This window comes from Phormidium sp. CCY1219 (genome assembly GCF_035615515.1).
GTDB lineage: Bacteria > Cyanobacteriota > Cyanobacteriia > Cyanobacteriales > Laspinemataceae > CCY1219.
In genome coordinates, this window is record NZ_JAJENT010000662.1 from 19,431 (window position 1) to 38,343 (window position 18,913).

16 protein-coding genes are annotated in these 18,913 nt (G+C 50.9%); 10 read left to right on the forward strand and 6 right to left on the reverse strand.

Going from position 1 to position 18,913, the window contains the following annotated elements:
- The first annotated feature begins 3 nt into the window (after nt 1-3).
- The 7 genes from glgP to LKK83_RS19365 all read left to right on the forward strand — a co-directional run bounded on the left by glgP (nt 4) and on the right by LKK83_RS19365 (nt 10,241).
- A complete protein-coding gene (gene glgP, locus LKK83_RS19335; RefSeq protein WP_324632928.1) occupies nt 4-2,217 on the forward strand; it encodes an alpha-glucan family phosphorylase in 2,214 nt (737 codons plus the stop codon).
- Nucleotides 2,218-2,284: 67 nt separating this feature from the next.
- Nucleotides 2,285-4,681 carry a glycoside hydrolase family 15 protein gene (locus LKK83_RS19340; protein WP_324632929.1) on the forward strand — a complete coding sequence of 799 codons (2,397 nt, stop codon included), beginning with the start codon at nt 2,285-2,287 and terminating at the stop codon, nt 4,679-4,681.
- Between the two features lie 183 nt (nt 4,682-4,864).
- Nucleotides 4,865-5,875, forward strand: a complete 1,011-nt coding sequence (locus LKK83_RS19345; RefSeq protein WP_324632930.1) for a hydroxyacid dehydrogenase — start codon at nt 4,865-4,867, stop codon at nt 5,873-5,875.
- Between the two features lie 255 nt (nt 5,876-6,130).
- Complete coding sequence (locus tag LKK83_RS19350; protein WP_324632931.1) at nt 6,131-6,670, forward strand: SH3 domain-containing protein; 540 nt, start codon at nt 6,131-6,133, stop codon at nt 6,668-6,670.
- Between the two features lie 29 nt (nt 6,671-6,699).
- Nucleotides 6,700-7,332: an NAD(P)/FAD-dependent oxidoreductase gene (locus LKK83_RS19355; protein ID WP_324632932.1), complete on the forward strand. Its 633-nt coding sequence runs from the start codon at nt 6,700-6,702 to the stop codon at nt 7,330-7,332.
- Nucleotides 7,238-7,978 (forward strand): NAD(P)/FAD-dependent oxidoreductase, encoded by a 741-nt coding sequence (locus LKK83_RS19360; protein WP_324632946.1) that lies wholly within the window; start codon nt 7,238-7,240, stop codon nt 7,976-7,978. Before LKK83_RS19355 ends, LKK83_RS19360 begins: the two co-directional genes overlap by 95 nt.
- A gap of 139 nt (nt 7,979-8,117) precedes the next feature.
- The gene (locus tag LKK83_RS19365) at nt 8,118-10,241 is read left to right on the forward strand and encodes a S9 family peptidase (RefSeq protein WP_324632933.1); all 2,124 of its coding nucleotides are present in this window, start codon (nt 8,118-8,120) and stop codon (nt 10,239-10,241) included.
- A gap of 136 nt (nt 10,242-10,377) precedes the next feature.
- On the opposite strand, the gene LKK83_RS19370 is transcribed toward LKK83_RS19365, so the two are convergent.
- The 4 genes from LKK83_RS19370 to LKK83_RS19385 all read right to left on the reverse strand — a co-directional run bounded on the left by LKK83_RS19370 (nt 10,378) and on the right by LKK83_RS19385 (nt 14,428).
- Nucleotides 10,378-11,109 (reverse strand): lysophospholipid acyltransferase family protein, encoded by a 732-nt coding sequence (locus tag LKK83_RS19370; protein WP_324632934.1) that lies wholly within the window; start codon nt 11,107-11,109, stop codon nt 10,378-10,380.
- Nucleotides 11,110-11,261: 152 nt separating this feature from the next.
- Complete coding sequence (locus tag LKK83_RS19375) at nt 11,262-12,362, reverse strand: AI-2E family transporter (protein WP_324632935.1); 1,101 nt, start codon at nt 12,360-12,362, stop codon at nt 11,262-11,264.
- Nucleotides 12,363-12,507: 145 nt separating this feature from the next.
- A complete protein-coding gene (locus tag LKK83_RS32040; RefSeq protein WP_442957340.1) occupies nt 12,508-12,726 on the reverse strand; it encodes a glycosyltransferase in 219 nt (72 codons plus the stop codon).
- 886 nt (nt 12,727-13,612) lie between these two features.
- Entirely contained in the window at nt 13,613-14,428 is an 816-nt protein-coding gene (locus LKK83_RS19385; RefSeq protein WP_324632937.1) for a hypothetical protein, read from the reverse strand.
- Between the two features lie 596 nt (nt 14,429-15,024).
- Here LKK83_RS19385 and LKK83_RS19390 point away from each other — a divergent pair.
- Together LKK83_RS19390 and LKK83_RS19395 are read left to right on the forward strand one after the other, a co-directional pair.
- Entirely contained in the window at nt 15,025-17,064 is a 2,040-nt protein-coding gene (locus tag LKK83_RS19390; RefSeq protein ID WP_324632938.1) for a serine hydrolase domain-containing protein, read from the forward strand.
- Nucleotides 17,065-17,242: 178 nt separating this feature from the next.
- A complete protein-coding gene (locus tag LKK83_RS19395; protein WP_324632939.1) occupies nt 17,243-17,422 on the forward strand; it encodes a hypothetical protein in 180 nt (59 codons plus the stop codon).
- Nucleotides 17,423-17,470: 48 nt separating this feature from the next.
- Here the strand turns inward: LKK83_RS19395 and LKK83_RS19400 are convergent, their stop codons facing one another.
- Nucleotides 17,471-18,019, reverse strand: a complete 549-nt coding sequence (locus tag LKK83_RS19400; RefSeq protein ID WP_324632941.1) for a L,D-transpeptidase — start codon at nt 18,017-18,019, stop codon at nt 17,471-17,473.
- A complete protein-coding gene (locus LKK83_RS19405; protein WP_324632942.1) occupies nt 17,983-18,207 on the reverse strand; it encodes a hypothetical protein in 225 nt (74 codons plus the stop codon). Before LKK83_RS19405 ends, LKK83_RS19400 begins: the two co-directional genes overlap by 37 nt.
- A 176-nt stretch (nt 18,208-18,383) precedes the next feature.
- Here LKK83_RS19405 and LKK83_RS19410 point away from each other — a divergent pair, with 176 nt between their 5' ends.
- Nucleotides 18,384-18,527, forward strand: coding sequence for a hypothetical protein (locus tag LKK83_RS19410; RefSeq protein WP_324632943.1), 144 nt, complete (start codon nt 18,384-18,386; stop codon nt 18,525-18,527).
- Nucleotides 18,528-18,913: the final 386 nt, after the last annotated feature.

Consider the following 18,913-nt stretch of genomic DNA (forward strand, 5'->3'; position numbering starts at 1 on the left):
AGAATGATGAGCGATCGCAGCCCGAATAATTTTTCCGGAGAAAACTGGCGCAACAAGCTTCCCACCACCTTATCTCCCTTAATCGACCTGGCCTTTAACTTCTGGTGGAGTTGGTCGGCACAAGGGGAATCGATATTTCGCGACTTAGATGCCCGATTGTGGGAGGAATGTCATCAAAACCCAGTCAAATTTTTGCAGCGTCTTTCCCCAAAACAAATCGCGCAATTTGCCAGGGATCCGACCTATCTCAATCGACTGGAACAGCGAATCGCTGAATTTCGCGACTATATGGCCTCGGGAGACAAAAGTTGGGCCAGTAAAGTGGCTCCCCAATGGCATTTCCAAAGTCCGATCGCTTATTTTTGCTTTGAATTTGGCGTGCATCAATCTCTGCCCAATTATGCCGGGGGATTGGGCGTTTTAGCCGGGGATCATCTCAAATCTGCTTCGGATTTAGGGGTGCCGATGGTGGGGGTGGGATTGCTTTTCCGCAACGGCTATTTAGAACAGCATTTTAATCGCGAAGGATGGCAAGAAGAACGGTATCCCAAGTATCGATTCGAGGAAATGCCGCTGGAACTGGTGCGCGACACTTCCGGGGAACCTTTAACCGTGGAAATCAGCATCCGCAGGCGCAAGACTATCGTTCAATGTTGGCAAGTGCGTGTCGGACGAGTGAATATTTATTTACTCGATACTAACCGTCCGGATAATGACCCGGTAGACCGCGCGATCGCTCGCTGTTTGTATGGCGGCGATCGCAATAACCGAATGGCCCAAGAATTTCTGTTGGGAATTGGCGGGGTAAAAATGTTGCAGCGCCTGGGAATTACCCCGAGTTTGTATCACCTGAACGAAGGTCATGCCGCCTTTGCTTTGCTCGAATTAGTGCGTCAGTCGATGGCCGACAGCGGGCAATCTTTCTCCCAGGCCAAAGATGAGGTGAAAGAGCGCTGCATCTTCACCACCCACACCCCGGTGATGGGCGGACACGATCGCTTTCCGCCGGAGTTAATGGCGGAGTTTTTTGCCGACTTTTGGCCGCAATTGAACCTCTCGCAAGCGGAATTTCTCGACTTGGGGGCGCGCAAACCCACAGACCCTTGGGCACGGTTTAACATGACGGTATTGGCACTGCGGTTAACGCGATCGGCAAATGGGGTGAGCGAACTCAACGGACAAGTGGCGCGTGAAATGTGGTCGGCGATTTATCCCGATCGCGAGGTCAGTGAAGTGCCCATCGGCTATATTACCAATGGCATTCATTCTCGCACCTGGATCGCGCCGTTATTGGGGGATTTATATGCGGACTATTTAGATAAAAATTGGGGAACTTGTCTGTGCGATCGCCACATCTGGGATCGCATCGAACGAATTCCCACTCGCGAACTTTGGCAGCGACATCAACTCCTCAAAGAACAGCTTATCGTGTTTGCCCGCGATTGGCTCCAACAAGCGCAGAAATATCGCGGAGAATCCCCAGAAGCGATCGAACCTTTGCGTCGCCGACTCGATCCCAATCTACTCACCATTGGTTTCGCCCGTCGCTTCAGTCCCTACAAGCGTCCGGATTTAATTTTCTGCGATCCCGACCGCGCCAGAGACATTCTCGGCCACAGCGATCGCCCGGTGCAACTGATTTTTGCCGGCAAGGCGCATCCCCAAAATGAGGAAAGCAAGCGCATCATGCAGCGAATCATGCAGTGGAGTCACGACTTAGAACTGCAAGATCGGATTATCTTTATCGAAGATTACGATATGTTCGTCGCCAAAAAATTGGTGCGCGGCGTGGATGTGTGGCTCAATACCCCTCGCCGCCCCCTGGAAGCATCGGGCACCAGCGGTCAAAAGGTGGCGCTCAACGGTGGCCTCAATTGTAGCATCCTCGATGGCTGGTGGCGGGAAGCCTACCGCGAAGACGAGACTGGTAAAGGCATCAACGGGTGGGCGATCGGCGACGATCGCTCTGGGGAAAATCGGGAGGAACAAGATCGCCGGGATGCAGAATCTCTCTACCGTCTGATAGATGAACAAATTATTCCCCTCTACTACGATCGGGATGAAAACGGAGTTCCCCAAGGCTGGATCGAAATGATGAAAGCTTCTATAAAAACGGTAGCTCCGGTTTTCAACACGGATCGAATGTTGGCCGAGTATGTCAGGGAGATATATTTGCCAGAAGTGACGGCTGACCTCCAGGGGATCTGTGCCGTTTGAAGGTTCCCGAACTCTGTGTCGTGGAAATCTGCATTTGGTTCACGCTGTCTCAACTTATGTCGTCTCTATGACCCAATATCGCGGCCAAAAAAACGCTTTCGGAAAACCAGGCATCGAACCGCGCTGGACTCAGGGCAGCAAGGATGGTGTGGGCACAGCCTATTCGGCATCGAGTCGGGTGTGGTTTACCCTGTGGAATGGCGCGATTACAGAAATTTATTATCCCACCATTGATTGGCCGCAAATTCGCGATTGTCAGTATCTCGTGAGCGATGGAAAAAGCTTTTTCCATGAAGAAAAGCGAGATCTCGATTCGCGAGTGGAACGGTTGTGGCAAGAAGGATTGGGATATCGAATTATTAATTGCGCTCCCGAACAACGCTACACGATTATTAAAGAAATTATTGCCGATCCGCATATTCCTTGCGTGCTGCAGCATACGAAACTGGAAGGCGATCGCGATGTGCTGTCTCAACTGCGCCTTTATGCCCTCTGCGCCCCTCACTTGGAGGTGGGCGGTTGGGGCAATAACGCCCATGTTATCGAAGTTGCCGGACGAGAAATTTTAGCGGCGCAGAAAAATTCCTCCTGGGTGGCACTCGCCGCCTCGATTCCGTTTTCCCGCCTTTCCTGCGGGTATGTGGGTCACAGTGATGGCTGGACCGATCTGGCGGACAATTTTCAGATGGACTGGGAATTTGACTGCGCCCTGGATGGCAATGTGGCCCTTACCGGCGAACTAGACCGGGAGGGGTGCCGAGAATTTACCCTGGCTCTGGGCTTTGGCGACTGCCTGCACAAAGCGGTAACGTCTTTGTTTCAGGGGTTAGACGTGCCGTTTGCCAGCCACGCGCAACGGTATCGAGAGCAGTGGCAGCGGACCTGCTGTCGGATGGTGGCACTGGATGGCGAATCCACCGATGGGGGAAATTTGTATCACAGCAGCGTGAGTTTGCTGTTAGCCCATGAGGATAAATCCTATTCTGGAGCGTTAATTTCCTCCCTGTCGATTCCCTGGGGTCAGCGGAAAGGCGATCGCGATCGACGCGGCTATCACATGGTGTGGACGCGAGATATGGTTAATAGTGCTACGGGCTTGTTGGCAGCAGGCAATCGGGAAACGCCGTTGCGGGCGCTGGTGTATCTGGCAGCCAGTCAGCAGCCCGATGGCAGCTTTCCCCAGAGTTTCTGGCTCAACGGCAATCCCTGTCAGACGGGGATTCAACTGGATCAAGTGGCCCTGCCGATTTTGTTGGTGTGGCGGTTGTACCGGGACAATGCATTGCGGAATTTCGACCCCTATCCGATGGTGATGCGGGCAGCGAAATATCTGGTAATGTGCGGACCGATGACCGAGCAGGATCGCTGGGAACAAGCCAGTGGGTACTCGCCGGCTACCTTGGCTTGCAATATTGCGGCGTTAATTGGGGTGGCTTGCATGGCGCGCGATCGCGGCGATCGCAACACGGCACAATTCCTCGAAGAATACGCCGATTTTTTAGAATGTCATATCGAAGCCTGGACCGTCACCACTCAAGGCACTTTAGTCCCGGAAATTCCCCGCCACTACATTCGGATTCATCCGGGCGATATCGATAATCCCATCCCCAACGAAGACCCGAATCAAGGCATGGTGTTCGTCCCCCATCGCCCTCCCGGCACTCCGCAGGAATTTCCGGCCACCGAAATGGTCGATCCCAGTTTTCTGTTATTGGTGCGCTACGGGATTCGCAGTGCCCGCGACCCGTTAATTGAGGATTCTCTCCAAGTGGTGGATGAAGTGCTAAAAGCCGACACGCCGTGCGGTCCGTGCTGGCATCGCTACAACCACGACGCACACGGACAGCGCGACGATGGCAGCCCTTGGCAGGGGTGGGGAACCGGTCGCGCCTGGACTTTGCTCACCGGAGAGCGCGGTCATTACGAACTCGCTGCCGGTCGGGATCCGACGCCTTATATCACAGCAATGGAAAACTTCGCCTCCGAAACCGGATTGCTGCCAGAACAAATTTGGGATGCCCCGGATTTGCCCGCAGCTCACATGTATCGCGGGCGAGCCACGGGATCGGCGATGCCCTTGATGTGGTCGCACTCGGAGTATATTAAGTTGCTGCGATCGACCCATGACGGCAAAGTATTCGACGAAATCCCCCAGATTCGCGATCGCTACCTCGGCGATCGCTGTGGGTGTCGGTTGCTGGAAATCTGGAAACTCAACCGCCAAGTAAAAACCGTCAAACCCGGTTATACTCTGCGAATTCAAGCCGCCACCGGTTTTAAACTGCGTTGGTGTGCAGATAATTGGCAAACGCAGCAGGATTCGCCTTCATCCCCCACCCGTTTGGGAATTGAATATGTGGATATTCCGATTTCCCACACTCAAGAACATCCCATCTGCTTTACGTTCTTTTGGACCCAAACCCAACAATGGGACAACCGCAATTATCGCGTCGCTATTCAATAAGGAGGGCAAAACTTATCCCATTTTTCTTTCACAATAAATCTTCGCCTAGTAACAACCTAACTCGTTACCAGGCTCCGCCTGGTAACCCCCTCCCCGAGGCTCCGCCTCCCCCTTATCAAACAAGCAAAATAATTTGCATTAATTAGCCGATAAACCCCTTATTCTCAAGACACAGGAGAGCTTATGAAACTCGCAATTTTTGAAGTAGAAGACTGGGAATGCAATGCGTTTCAAGGGTTAAAAGAAAGCCAACAAGTGGAATTTGAAAGCGAAGCCCTCAGCCCCGAAAACGCTAGCCAGTATTCCGATGCTGAGGTAATTTCGGCATTTATTTACTCGGATATGAGCGCCGATACGCTGAAAAAATTCGACAATCTAAAAATGATTGCTACCCGCTCTACGGGGTTCGACCACATCGATACCGACTACTGCAAAAAAAATAACATCAAAGTGTGCAACGTACCCACCTATGGGGAAAACACCGTGGCCGAACATGCGTTTGCTTTGATGCTGGCGATCGCTCATAACCTGACCAAGGCAACCGATCGCACCCGCAAAGGCGATTTTTCCCAACAAGGTCTGCAAGGCTTCGACCTGCGCGGCAAAACTTTGGGCGTGATTGGCACCGGCAATATCGGTCAGTGTGCCATTGAAATTGCCCAAGGATTTCGCATGGAAGTCGTCGCCTTTGACGTGAAACCCAAAGAAGAATTAACCTCGAAATTGGGATTTCGCTACGCTTCAATGGATGAGGTATTATCCAGCGCCGATATCATTACCGTCCACGTTCCGGGAAACAAGAAAACCTACCACTTGATTTCCGAAGATGAATTTGACAAAATGAAAGAAGGAGTGATTTTAATTAACACCTCTCGCGGCAGTGTGGTGGATGTAGATGCCTTGGTGAAAGCCCTCTCCGAAGGAAAAGTTGCCGCCGCTGGATTGGACGTGCTACCGGAAGAACCGGTGATGCGCGAAGAAGCAGAATTGCTGCGCTCCGTTTATCGTCGCGAGCATAATTTAGAAGAACTTTTGGCCGATCACGTATTGCTGCGCTTGCGAAATGTTTTGATTACCCCGCACAGTGCTTTTAATACTCGCGAAGCGGTGCAGCGGATTTTGGATACCACAAGGGAAAATATCGAGAGTTTTGTGGAAGGTAAACCGGAAAATGTGGTAGTGGGTGCGTCGTAATACCCCATCCGGTTGATATTTGCCTGAAAGCCCAGGCGACTATAAATCGCCGCTGGGCTTGTTTTCCTCCGCCTACGCCGACTCATTCTTCGCAAGCGCGATCGCCTTTGGAGGGAACTCCATTTTGCAGCGCCGCGAGCGGTCATTTGCAGAAAATTTCTGTCTCTTTATAGATGCCAGTCTCTCTCAAAATAGGGGATGATTAAAGAAAACACACTCTAACTCCCTATAACTTCTATTTTGAGGCGATCGAAAATGAATATATGGCAAAAATCTATAGCAACAATTCCCTTTCTCTTGCTGACGTTCACAGGGTTTGCGACGCCAACAATTGCCCGAGCAAATTCGGCGCAAAATCCCCAACTGGCGCAAGCAACGAATAGCTGTCGCGAAGTTTCCGCCAAAGGAAGCGGGTTGTACGTCCGCAGCGAACCGACGGTGTACAGTACGGCGATCGCCGCCCTGGAAGATGGACGCACCGTCAACGCCACCGGGAACATGGTTAACGGTTGGATAAGAATTTCAGCCCCCGTTTCCGGGTACCTGTATGGCGATTTTATTTCATCTTGTCAGGGTTCGCCGCCCCTTGCGAATTGCCGCGAAGCAATCGAAAGAGGAGGACTGGAGGTGCGCGATCGCCCTTCCCTGAATGGGAACATTATCGGCACAATTTCCTCCGGGCGCAATGTCACCATTCGCAATCGCGGTGCTAATGGTTGGGTTCCGATTGCCGAGCCTTTCCCAGGCTACGTGAGAAGTCGTTCCCTCGCCTCTTGTGTGAATTCTGAATTTTAGATTGATGTAAACCCTATAAAATATGTCTTATGACTGACTCGCCGAATCCCACAGTCATTCTGGGTGGAGGATTTACCGGCTTATTTACCGCCATCCATCTGGTTCGCCAAAACTACGAGAAGCCGATCGTCCTCATCGATCGCAACTCGCGCTTTACGTTTCAGCCGTTGCTCTACGAGTTTCTCACCGAAGAGATGACCGCTGAGCAAGTGTGTCCCCATTATGAGAAATTACTCTCGGGCAAGGAGATAAAGTTCGTTCGCGATACCGTCGAAGCGATCGATCTACCGGAAAAAAACCTTTGCTTAGCCTCTGGCTTAACCTACACTTACGACCATTTAGTATTAGCCCTGGGGAGCATCGTCAATTATTTTGGCGTAGAAGGCGCGCGGGAGAATGCACTGACGTTTCGCAATCAAGCGGATGCACTCGCCCTGCGAGAACACCTGCGAGATTGCCTGCAACGCGCCTCAATGACCGAGGATGCAGAAAAACGACGCGCTTTGCTCACCGTGGCACTGGGGTGGTCCGTCGGGTGTGGAATTAGCCGGAACCCTGGCGGATCTGCTGCCCCACTGGTATGCGACACTCGGCGGCGATCCGCAAGAAATTCGCATCGTACTGCTGGAACAGACGGACGAAATTCTCGCGGACGATATTAACGCTCCCATGTGCGATCGCATTATCGAGTCGTTAAAACAGCGCCAGGTATCGGTTGAGCCGTGGCTCGAGTGTCTGGTGACGAAGGTGGAACCCGATCGCATCCGCTACAAACATAATGACGCAGAATCTATCCTGGAAACGGAAACCCTGCTGTGGGTGGCGGGAGTTCGCTGTCATCCGTTGATTGAAGCGTTATCCGTGGAGGACGCGAACCGCGATCGCCTGGGGCGGGTAAAGGTAACGCCCACCCTGCAACTGCCCGGGTTTCCAGAAGTGTTTGCCGGCGGAGACTGTGCCGCCGAAGCGGACAATTTGCTGCCTCCGTTAGCGGAAGTCGCCTATCAGGAAGGTGGAGCGATCGCAGATAACCTGAAGGCGATATCCCAGGGGAAATCACCCACTCCCAGTGAAGTCAACCTGCGCGGTTCCCTGCTCAAACTGGGATTGCAAGACAGTGCGGCTCACCTGTTTAACCGATTCAAGGTCACGGGCCACCTAGGACACCTGATCCGTCAGGGCACTTATCTGGAGTTACTGCCCACCCCCGGACATAATTTTCAAGTGACCACCGAGTGGCTGATAGACGAAATCTTCCAGCGCTACAGCACTCCGTTAGCTGTCGGCGAAAGCGGTGCGCCAACCTAGGAAGGGCGATACATTTTCTCCCCCGGGTTTTCCGCGATCGCCTTGTTTCGGGGACGCCGATTCCCGAGTATGCGCGATCGCCACAGTTTCCCACGAACCTTCGGCTCGATATGTTGCAACAAAAATCAGGATTTACCCTATGAAATGGATAAAAATCACGGCGATCGGCTTGGTCCTCGCCGCTATAAAACTTATGACCACCTTTCCCCAATCGGCATTTTCTCAACCCGAACATCCAGCCCCACCCACTCGCTTTTCTCAAAGCAATACTAACGCGAATTCAGAAAACCTGCCCCCCTTAATCGACCGACAAGTTTTCTTTGGCGACCCGCAAATTACCGGTGCACAAATCTCCCCCAATGGCAAGTTTATCGCCTTTAAAAAACCGTTTGATGACGTTCTCAATGTCTGGATAAAACGAATTGACGAACCCTTTTCTGCCGCCCGTCCGGTAACGGCGGAAAAAGATAGCCCGGTTCCCACTTATTTCTGGACGCCAAATGGAGAATACATTCTCTACTTGCAAGATAAAGGCGGCAACGAAAATTACCACATTTATGCCGTAGATCCCGAGCGGGTATTGGCATCGGAATCTTCAGCCCCGCAAGCTAGGGATTTAACTCCCATCGAAGGGGTAAAAGCGCGCATGATTTCTTTAGCAGAAGAAGACCCTAATGCGATTGTGGTGGGATTGAACGATCGCGATCCAGCCTTGCATGACGTTTATCGCATCAATCCGAACACCGGAGAACGAAAACTGCTGGTGAAAAACGATGCCAATATTGCCGCCTGGGTAGCCGATCGCGAGGGAAACCTGCGCTTGGCGGTGCGAACCACCTCCGATGGCGGTAGGGAAATTTTGCGCGTCGAGGGAGAGAATTGGACTTCGGTTTATCGCTGTAGCTTTCAAGAAAGCTGCAATCCGCAAATGTTTCACAAAGATGGCAAGCGGGTTTATATGACAACTAATAAAGGAGAAAATGCCGATTTAACGCGCTTGGTTTTATTCAACCCGGATACCCAAGAAACCGAGTTAGTGGCGGTAGACCCCCAGCGGGAAGTGGATTTAGGGTCGGTGGTTTTTTCCGATAGCAGCGATGAATTGCTCGCTACGGTTTATTACAGCGATCGCCAGCGCATCTATCCGAAAAACGAACAATTTGCTCGGGAATTACAGGCGTTAAAAAGCGCTTTGCCCGACGGGATTTTTTCTTTCTTTTTTCCCGCCAATACCGATCGCCTGATGCTGGTCAGCGTGGAACGAGATATTGACCCGGGAACCACCTATTTATACAATCGAGACACGGGAGACCTGGAACTGCTCTATGAATCTCGTCCGGATTTGCCCAGCGATCGTCTCTCTCCCATGTACGAGATTCGCTATCCCGCTCGCGATGGGGTAGAAATTCCGGCCTATTTAACTATCCCAAACGGCGTGGAAGCGCGCAATCTACCCGTGGTGATTTTTCCCCACGGCGGACCTTGGGTACGCGATCGCTGGGGATACAATGCCTACGCGCAATTCTTGGCCAACCGAGGCTATGCCGTCTTACAACCGAATTATCGGGGGTCTTCCGGTTACGGTCAAGCCTTCCTGAATGCGGGCAATGAAGAATGGGGAACCGGGGTCATGCAACACGATCTCACCGATGGCGTGCGATTCTTAATCGAAGAAGGTATCGCCAATCGCGATCGGGTCGGTATCTTTGGTGCCTCCTACGGCGGATATGCCACCTTAGCCGGTCTTGCCTTTACGCCGGATTTATACGCCGCCGGTATTTCCTATGTCGGTCCGTCTAATTTAATTACCTTAATTAATTCCATTCCCCCCTATTGGAAACCCATCGAACAAGAGTATTTCCGGCGGGTGGGAAACCCCGAAGATCCGCAAGAACGCCAGCGGTTGCAGCGGCAATCTCCCCTATTTTCTGCCGAGGAAATTGAAGCACCATTAATGGTGATTCAAGGAGCTAACGATCCGCGCGTTAAGAAAGCAGAATCCGACCAAATTGTAGTGGCGTTACGCGAGTTAGATCGGGATGTAAAATATCTGGTAGCACCCAATGAAGGGCATGGGTTTCGCCGCGAAAACAATCGCCTTGCCGTGGCAGCAGCAGTGGAGCGCTTTTTAGGACGCTATCTCGAAGGACGAGTGCAAGAGGACATCGAACCTCAGATCCAAGAGCGATTGCAATCTTTAACCGTTGATATCGATGAAGTAACCGCTCCCCAATTTTCTCTGGAAACCCAAGACAATCGATAACATGCTGTTTCCTCTATCCTGTGTTTTTCCCCACAGGATAGAGGAAAATTATTCCGCCACCGGCAGGCTCTCCCTACCGGGATTTTTTCTCTCTATTCCCCGAGTCTACCCTATGGAATCTTCTTCGCCTATCGCTTCAATTTTTTTCAGCTTTTAATCTTTCCTCATGGACCCGTTCCAGCGCCGCTTTTAAATCCGCCTTCAGATATTTCGAGCATTCTTTCGGCGGCTTTTTGCAGTAATCATCCACCACAAGTGGCTCGCCGATCGCCACTTCTACCGCGCTGCGCCAGTGAGGAATCGGCGGATGGTAAGACAGACTCATTGGCACAATTTTTACCCCCAATCCGGGATTGTTAGACTCCGCTTGTAGCGCTAAACGAGCAAAACCCGGTTCGATGGGTTGCACTTCCTGAGTGTGAAAAATTCTCCCTTCAGGGAAAATCACCAGCATTTCTTTGTTTTCCAGCAACTCAATTCCATGACGAAGACTGGAAATGCCCGGATGTTTCGGATTCACTGGAAATCCGCCCAAGCGGCGAATAAACCATCCTTGCAACCCCTGCATTTCATCGGCGGATACCATAAATCGCAAATCTCGCCCGGTGATATCTCTTCCCGCCGCATATCCGATGAGCAGCGCATCCCACCGCGAGCGATGGGTTGGCGCTAAAATTACCGGTCCGCCTTCGGGTACATTTTCCCGTCCTTTTACTTCAATGCGATCGAAGTAAAACGGTAAAACCAGATAGCGAAACAAGGGATAAACCAAGCGAGCGATCCAAGGAGCGATCCGAGAGGTGCTAGACTCTTTCTCGGCTAGGTTTTTATGGGTTTGGGAATTATCTCTAGAGTTACTCTGTACCATCGGCATGAAAACTTTGTGATTTTATAAAGACTTTGTTTGCCTTCATTGTAACAGGTTTAGGTTTACATTTTCTCTACCCACCGAGGTAAAAACTCGTAATTTTCGGCCAATTGCAGCCCAACCCATGTTATCCGGTTCGTATGAGTTGCGGTTTAACTTTCGGCGGATTCTGCCTCAGCGTTTTCCGGGGAGTTATTGTCATGGGTCTCGTAGCGGGAATTGTCTTTGCCATTTTTCGTCCAACTATTGAGAATATCTTTGACCAATAGTTCTTTAAACCAAACTTGCAGCACCACCACCAGAGGTAGAGCCAGAAACAATCCTAACAGACCAAAGAAAATGCCAAAGGTAATCAGGGATAATAAAGTAATTGCCGGCAGGAGGGAAACTTGTCGCTTCATCACCAGGGGGGTGAGGACGGTACTTTCCACTTGCTGAATGACGAAATACAGAATAATCACCGCAATCGCTTTCCAAGGGGCATCGAGTAACGCCAATGCGGCGGGAGGAATTACGCTCAAGGTCGGGCCGAGATTGGGAATATAAGTTAACAAACCGGCAATCAACCCATTGACCAATGCCAATCGCACCCCCAAAATCCACAATCCCACACCGCTAAATAGTCCGATAACGGTCATATTGAAGAGCATTCCGAGCGCCCAACCGACGAGATTGGTTTCGCATTTGCAGAGAATCTCATCCACGCGGCGGCGATAAAATGCCGGAAAGGCCATGATGAAAATATGCCGATATCGGTCGGGATTGGCTAATAACATAATCGTCACTGCAATCACGACTAATAAGTTCAGCATGAAGTCTACCGAGTTGGAAAAAATGGTAAAAAATCCGCCAAACCAATCGGAGGTAGAACCGGGAATGCGATCGACAACATTGGCCAAACTACTGATATCGGCCAGCAATCGACCGGGAATCAGGTTTTGCAGCCAAACGTACCACTGGCGCAACCGTTCGAGTCCTTCGGGAACTAGGTCGATCAGTTGTTGCAATTGTTGAATGACCGTGGGAACGACAATGGCAAAAAATCCGCCGATAAAGGCGAGAATAATTCCTACGGAAAAGGCAACGGCAATACTGCGATTGAGACCGGATCTTTCAAAGCGCACGACCATGCGGTTAATTACGGTGGAAAAAACCACAGCGGTAAAAGCAAGGAGAATGACTAGCCTAATTTTCCAGAGAATGAACAGCGACACTACAAACAGAATAACGCCGATGAGTTGCCCGACAGTCACAATTTTGCCTCCCTGTTTTTCCTCTATGATTGGGTCAGTTGTTCGTAGGCTTCTCGATAAGCAGAGGCCATTCGATCTGGGGTGAATTCTAATGCTTGGGTGAAGGCGCGATTCTGGCATTCTTGGCGTCGATCGCTATCTTCAATTAAACTATCGATCGCCCTCGCCAGCGCCTCGCGACGTCCGGGTTCGCAAATACCGCCGCATCCCCCCACATTTCCCGCAAACGGGGAATATCTCCCAAAACGAGCGCACATCCGCTCAGGGCCGCTTCTAGCACCGATAACCCAAAGGGTTCATAACGCGCCGGAAAGGCGTAAATCGCCGCCCGGGCGTACCAGTGGCTTAATTCCTCCGGCGACAACCGCCCCAGAGAAATCGGGGGTGAGATTGGGGGTGGCTCAATTCGGTTTTTCTATCTTTGGAGGGATGTTTTTTTTCACCGGCTACGTAGCCGAGTTTTTTAACGGTCTCCTCCCCGTGGTGGAAGGGTGAGAACCCATGCCTACCAAGGTTCCGCCAATCTCGCGCGAGGCGATCGCCTTTTCTTGGGGTACGGGTAGTGGCGGCTGCCCACATCATGCCGGTAGGGTTTGCAAAAAATTCCCTTACAGTCATCCTCCCTAAGGCAGAGTGTTTGTTGCTACTTTTCCGGCTGCCACAAATCGCAAGGAGCCGCAGAAACCACGGGGGTGCTTACACATTCTTCACCCGAGTATATAAAGCGCTCCAGCCAGCGAGAATGCCTTCGCGGAAATCTACCCTTGTGACCTCCAGTTTCCCGATCGCGCTCTACTCCAATGAATATAATATCCGTATTTTGCACATAAAATCTCGGTTCCTCGATTTTTGTATATATTTTGTACGTAACTGCCGAGTCAAAGCGGGGGATTGAAATCGCGCCCATGCAAGAAGCGTTAGGATCCCTAGGCTCGGCGGGCTATAGTCCGCCTGACAAGCAAGGACTAATGCATGACAACTCCTCCTTCAGAGTTGTTATACCATTTTTCCAGCCGGATGTTAGAGTGGGCGATCCCGGGTACTTTGTCGTCGGCAGCATCTCTCATATTAGTTGGGAAACACAGGATTATGATACATAATCTGCCCACTCGATCGCAATTGAATGCGATCGCGCGGGTTTAAGCCTTGCTCATCCCAACTCACCGGACCAGGGAAGCAACCCGATACCGATTTGGTGCATTCCCTGCCCGACGATCGGTCACAATGCCTTCACCTTCAGCGTGCTTATTTTACCGCTCTACAGCAGAGGGATAAACGTCATCAGCCACCAAAATCGGTCGATCTTGATATTCCGCTTCTAACTGACTTTGCACGTCTAAATCCCAGGTTAACTCGTATTCTCGTTCCAGTTCGGCGATTACGAACGGACGCAGTACACCAGTGGCAACGACTTTTTCTCCATCCACAATGTCCCGAGTAGGTGCGGGAACCACCACCAGCAAATCGCTTGCGCCAATAATTTCCTCTTCGTCTAACGTAAAGGTATTCGGTCCGACGATATCTTCCACTTCACCCGGAACTGCCAAAATTTGACCGTAATATTGCGTCGGGTTTTCGGTGATTTCTCCCGGTTCCGGGGAAATGGCAATAGACTGGGCAATAATCGCCGGTTTGCCTTCATACTCGGCATACAAATCCGGATCTAAATCCAGATCGTAAGCGCGTTCGATATCCACCATCACAAACTCGGCAACCGTCCCCGTAATCTGCACTTCGGTATCGTCCTCTGCGGGAAGTACGGTGGGTTCTCCGGAAGCGTTCACCACTAAGACGCTTTCACCGGCAAACCACTCCTCATCCGCCACGGTGAAGCTCACATCACTGACTTTTTGCACCGGTTCGCCTCTGACGGTGACGACGCTACCTAGGAGGGCATCGGTGTCCTCCGCAACGGTTTCCGTGCCGATATTTCCCTCTTCCCCTGGAACTGAGGCGTTGGGCACTTCGTTTCTACAAGCAGACAGCAGCATCGCCATTACCGCCACTGCGATCGCACCCATGCGGATTTTTCCACTTTTGTTATCAGATCTTGTTTTTTGAAGCATAAACTGCTTTCCTCCAATCATTAAATTGAGCTTTTTTTGCGATCGCAACTGTGCTGCGATCGCGCTTTTGGTTCGGCGGGATGCAGACCCGATTTCGCGATTTATCGCGTTTCCTCAAATGTTGTCGCTGTGGACTTGCTTTGCCCTTTCGCGCAACCTCAGAATTGCCGCTCGTGAATCCCGGAAAAAAAAATAGGCACGCTGACCCTTTCCTTTTTCCAAAATCCTGTCCGTACCATAACCCCAAGATCTACCCCCAAACATCTGTCTAAAGAAGGAAATTACACTGCTGACAATTCCTTTTTTTCGCCCCATCAAACGCCGATTTTCCTCAGAACCAATTCCCCTCGGCTGCATCACCCCTCCCTACCCCATCCGTGGAACCCGCATCACATCCAGTGCCGGCTTGACCAAACCGCGAGCGATCGCCTGCAGGTTCTCACGCCCCTTCGGGAGGCTCCTTCTCAAACGCCCAGGTGTGCGGGGCGAGGCTTGCCCGCAATTCCTCCCCTAGATAGATTTCAGGCCACCCCTGGGAGAAATACGCTAGATGTAGCACAACTACAGCAATTTTCCGTCGAGGTACAGAGGCAACCGTGGTCAAACCGAAATTTTACACAAAGCTAATTTATCTAGCAATCGTCGCCGCGATCGCCCTTTGCCTGGGGGGACTGCCTTATTTTGCCACAGTGGGACTAACTCAAACCACGGGAGTGCCGCTACTCTCCCCCGATCGCCCCACCTCCATCCCAGAGGCAGCTACGGAGGCACCTCGGCCCAATGGACTCGGACCGACAGATCCCCAGGAAGTGGAAGCTTTCCTGGATGGATTTATCTACCAAGAAATGAAAAACAATCATATTCCCGGCGCTGCGATCGCGATCGTCAAAGACGGCAAACTCTTCCTCACCAAAGGCTACGGCTATGCAAATGTAGAAAAACAAATCCCCGTAGACCCCGATCGCACCCTGTTTCGTGTCGCTTCCCTCTCCAAACTCTTTACCGATACCGCCGCGATGCAGCTTTACGAACGCGGATCCCTGGATCTCGACGCCGATATCAACTCCTATCTGCAAGACTGGCAAATCGAAACCCCCTACCCGCAACCCATCAGCGCGGCTAACTTAATGACCCAAACCAGCGGCATCACCCGACGGCAAATCGGCATCGCCGCCTCCACTCCCGCTAACATGGAACCCCTGGACTCTTTCCTGCGCCGCAAGCTGCCTCCCATTGCTTACCCCCCAGGAGAAATTTACTACTATTCCAATGTGGCTATCACCTTGTTAGGCTATCTCGTCGAACAAATTGCCAACACTCCTTTCATTCAATACCTCGACCGAAATATCCTGCAACCGTTGGATATGCAGCGCAGCAGCTTTCAGCAGCCTTTGCCCCCCGAACTCGCTTCCGATCTGGCAGTGGGCTATCAGTATCGCGGCGGTGAGTATCGTCCCGTTCCTTTTCTCTATCTTAATATTTTTCCGGCAGCAGCCTTGTCTACCACTGCCACGGATATAGCGCATTTTATGCTAGCTAATTTGCAACGGGGTCGCTATCAAAATCGCCCTATCTTACAACCGGAAACGGTGCAATTGATGCAGGAGCGACACTTTACCCACCATCCAAAACTCCCCGGCACTGCCTACGGTTTTCACGAACGATTGGTTAACAATATGCGAACCATCGGTCATGCCGGCAACTTGCGCGGCTATTCCAGTTCGATTACCCTCCTTCCCGATCGCAACTTGGGCATTTTTATTACCGTCAATAGCTTTACCGGTTTGCACGAACCCCTGCTCAAAGCTTTTTTCGATCGCTATTATCCGCTGCAAAATTCCTCACCCGCGCCCCAACCTCCAGCAGAATTGAATTTCGAGCCGGCACGGTTTGCTGGCACCTATCGCGATCTGGAATATCCCCGGGAAACTTTCGCCAAGGTTGCCGCACCGTTTTCTCATCTCCACATTAAAGCCACCGACAACCAAACGTTAAGGATTAAAACGGCAAATCTGTTTAGCAGTGGCTCGCCGATTCGCCGCGAAGTGCTTCCGGTGGATTCTCTGTTATTTCAAGGACTCTCCGATCGCGATTATACCGCCTTTGCTGACAATGAAAACGGTGAGATTGCTTACGCTTTTAATCCCATCGGCCCTAAACTCGGCGCTTTTCAAAAAGTACCCTGGTATGAAACGGTTCTATTTCAGTTAGCTTTGGCTGGCGTTTCTGGCCTGATTTTTCTCACCGGATGCTGGGTTTGGTTGGGAGATATTATCAAAACCCGCTGGGGACAAACTCCCCCGTATCGCAAAGATAAAATGGGGCGAATCGCTTGGCTGGTAGCGGGTTTGGTGTGTCTGCTCGATGTGGCGTTTTTAATTGGTTTTCCCGTCACGATTTGGTGGATTGGCCTTTGGAAGCTGGTGTATGGCGTGCCTGCAGTGGCGATCGCTTGGCTTTGCTTGCCCCCGATTTCTACTGGCTTAACCGTTGCTTTGCCTGTGTTTGCTGTCTGGGGAATGCGCCAGCAATCTTGGTCGGTTTGGGAGCGATCGCATTACAGTGTCATTACCCTCGCCGCCTTTGGCTTTACTTACTTGTTAGTTTACTGGAATTTCTTGGGGTTCAATTTTTAAAATCAAATCGGTCGGCAAATTAAAATTAGCACTTCTGCAAAATCACTCGTTTTTTATACTCGTTACCGCCTGGGGAGAATGCCCCACCCGAGGCGTATTTTCCCCCAATCCACCTTCATGCAAAGGTTAAAACCCTTGCTTATATTCTTATTAATTGCTTTTAAATTAATGATTACTTATGTCTAAACAAACTTCACCCAGTCACATTGTTATCCGCATATTTATCGCGATTTTTGCTTTATTTGTGTTTTTCGCGATCGGGGGCTTAATTAATGCGGGGTTAAAATTCTCTACGGATGAATACCCCGAGGAAATCCCCGAAACGGATTCAGACTTGGGAGAGGAACCAGAGTATTAGGGTAGGCATTGCCTACCCTACATTTCTCGGTTATAAAAAACGAAAAAACTAGGGAATCACCGTCACCGTGGTGCCGATATCTACTTGTTCGAATAGGGCGATAATATCTTCATTTCGCATTCGGGCGCAACCAAATGATGCCGCCTGTCCGATGGAATTGACGAAGGGAGTGCCGTGAAATCCGATCGCATTATTTCCATCGGTCCAAAAGGCAATCCACCTCGGCCCTAATGGGTTTTCTGGCGTTCCCGCCGGAATGATTTCTCCGGTAAACGGACTCTCCCAATCGGGATGCGTGACCTTCTGAAACACTCGAAAGGTGCCTGTGGGGGTTTCCCAACCGGGTTTGCCCACCGCAACCGGATAGGAAGCTTGCAAGCGCCGATCGCGATACACATACACCCGGCGATCGCTCAGCGATAAAACGAGGTGAGATGTGGCCGCAATGGGCGATCGATACACCGTCGCCGATGGCATCGCGGCGTTGTTTGCCAAAGGGCGGGTTTCTCTCCCCAGGGAATCCGCCAGCGCCGGCGCTGCAGTATTCCCCAGTGCGACAATTAAAGCAGCCAGTAGTGAAATCCGATGAAGTAACATAGCAATTCCGGTTTTCGTTCGGTAATTGCACTGTACGAGTTTTCCGGTTGGCGATGGCGAGGCAGATGTTCCACTATTTTCAGTGGTTCGCTCTTTTTCCCTTGCCCCGGGGAAAATTCGGCGATCGCAGGTAGACGCTTGTGTAACTGGCGTTCCGGAATTGTCCCCCTTGCCTTTGCATATCCCACTCAACCGCTATAATGGTGCGAAACGCCGACACTGCTTCCCTTCGCAGCTTGGAGGGCGATCGCTTCCTTCTCGGGAATCTCTGCAATGACACCTGGAAAACTGGCTGATTCTCAGCTTCAGCCATTGAATGTCTATTTACCATAGTTTGCAAAGCCACTCACAAGGAATCTGTACCGTGAAAGTTCAACCCAAACCCAAAACTCAACCCCAACCTCAGTCTCAGCCAACCGAATTCGACAGCGCAACCCGCGACCTCGCGCGAGCTTTTACCGTCTACTTTGCCTGGAAGTCCGTAGGTTTGCTCGATGAAAAGCCCTAAAACAATTCTCCGGGGTGCATATCTGTCTTTTAATATTCTTTTTTAACCAGATGCGATTGTTTCAATAACCGTTTTATCCCCATTTTATCGAAATTTTTCCGATGCAATAATTGTTAAAAATAGCAGTTTCATCTCCCTACTTTTTATCTGCATCGTTCATTTTTTATTAAATTAACTTACAGTAAAAATCTCTAAAATTATCCAAAAAATCAAATAATTTGAGCTAAGAAACAACCTTATTACTTGCTACTAAAATCGCATTTTTACCTCGAATTCCTATGAATAAATTTATAAATAATTGAGAGGCAATATTGAGAGGCAATCGAGAATAACTCGTTTAACTCGTTCCCAGGCTCCTGCCTGGGAACGTCCCTTCCGAGGCTCCG

Bases quoted from the DNA above. Each gene is read 5' to 3' on its own strand.
- LKK83_RS19340 (WP_324632929.1), top strand. From the start codon at position 2,285: ATGACCCAATATCGCGGCCAAAAAAACGCTTTCGGAAAACCAGGCATC.
- LKK83_RS19370 (WP_324632934.1), bottom strand. From the start codon at position 11,109: ATGGTACAGAGTAACTCTAGAGATAATTCCCAAACCCATAAAAACCTA.
- LKK83_RS19345 (WP_324632930.1), top strand. From the start codon at position 4,865: ATGAAACTCGCAATTTTTGAAGTAGAAGACTGGGAATGCAATGCGTTT.
- glgP (WP_324632928.1), top strand. From the start codon at position 4: ATGATGAGCGATCGCAGCCCGAATAATTTTTCCGGAGAAAACTGGCGC.
- LKK83_RS19385 (WP_324632937.1), bottom strand. From the start codon at position 14,428: ATGCTTCAAAAAACAAGATCTGATAACAAAAGTGGAAAAATCCGCATG.
- LKK83_RS19350 (WP_324632931.1), top strand. From the start codon at position 6,131: ATGAATATATGGCAAAAATCTATAGCAACAATTCCCTTTCTCTTGCTG.
- LKK83_RS19355 (WP_324632932.1), top strand. From the start codon at position 6,700: ATGACTGACTCGCCGAATCCCACAGTCATTCTGGGTGGAGGATTTACC.
- LKK83_RS19395 (WP_324632939.1), top strand. From the start codon at position 17,243: ATGTCTAAACAAACTTCACCCAGTCACATTGTTATCCGCATATTTATC.
- LKK83_RS19365 (WP_324632933.1), top strand. From the start codon at position 8,118: ATGAAATGGATAAAAATCACGGCGATCGGCTTGGTCCTCGCCGCTATA.
- LKK83_RS19400 (WP_324632941.1), bottom strand. From the start codon at position 18,019: ATGTTACTTCATCGGATTTCACTACTGGCTGCTTTAATTGTCGCACTG.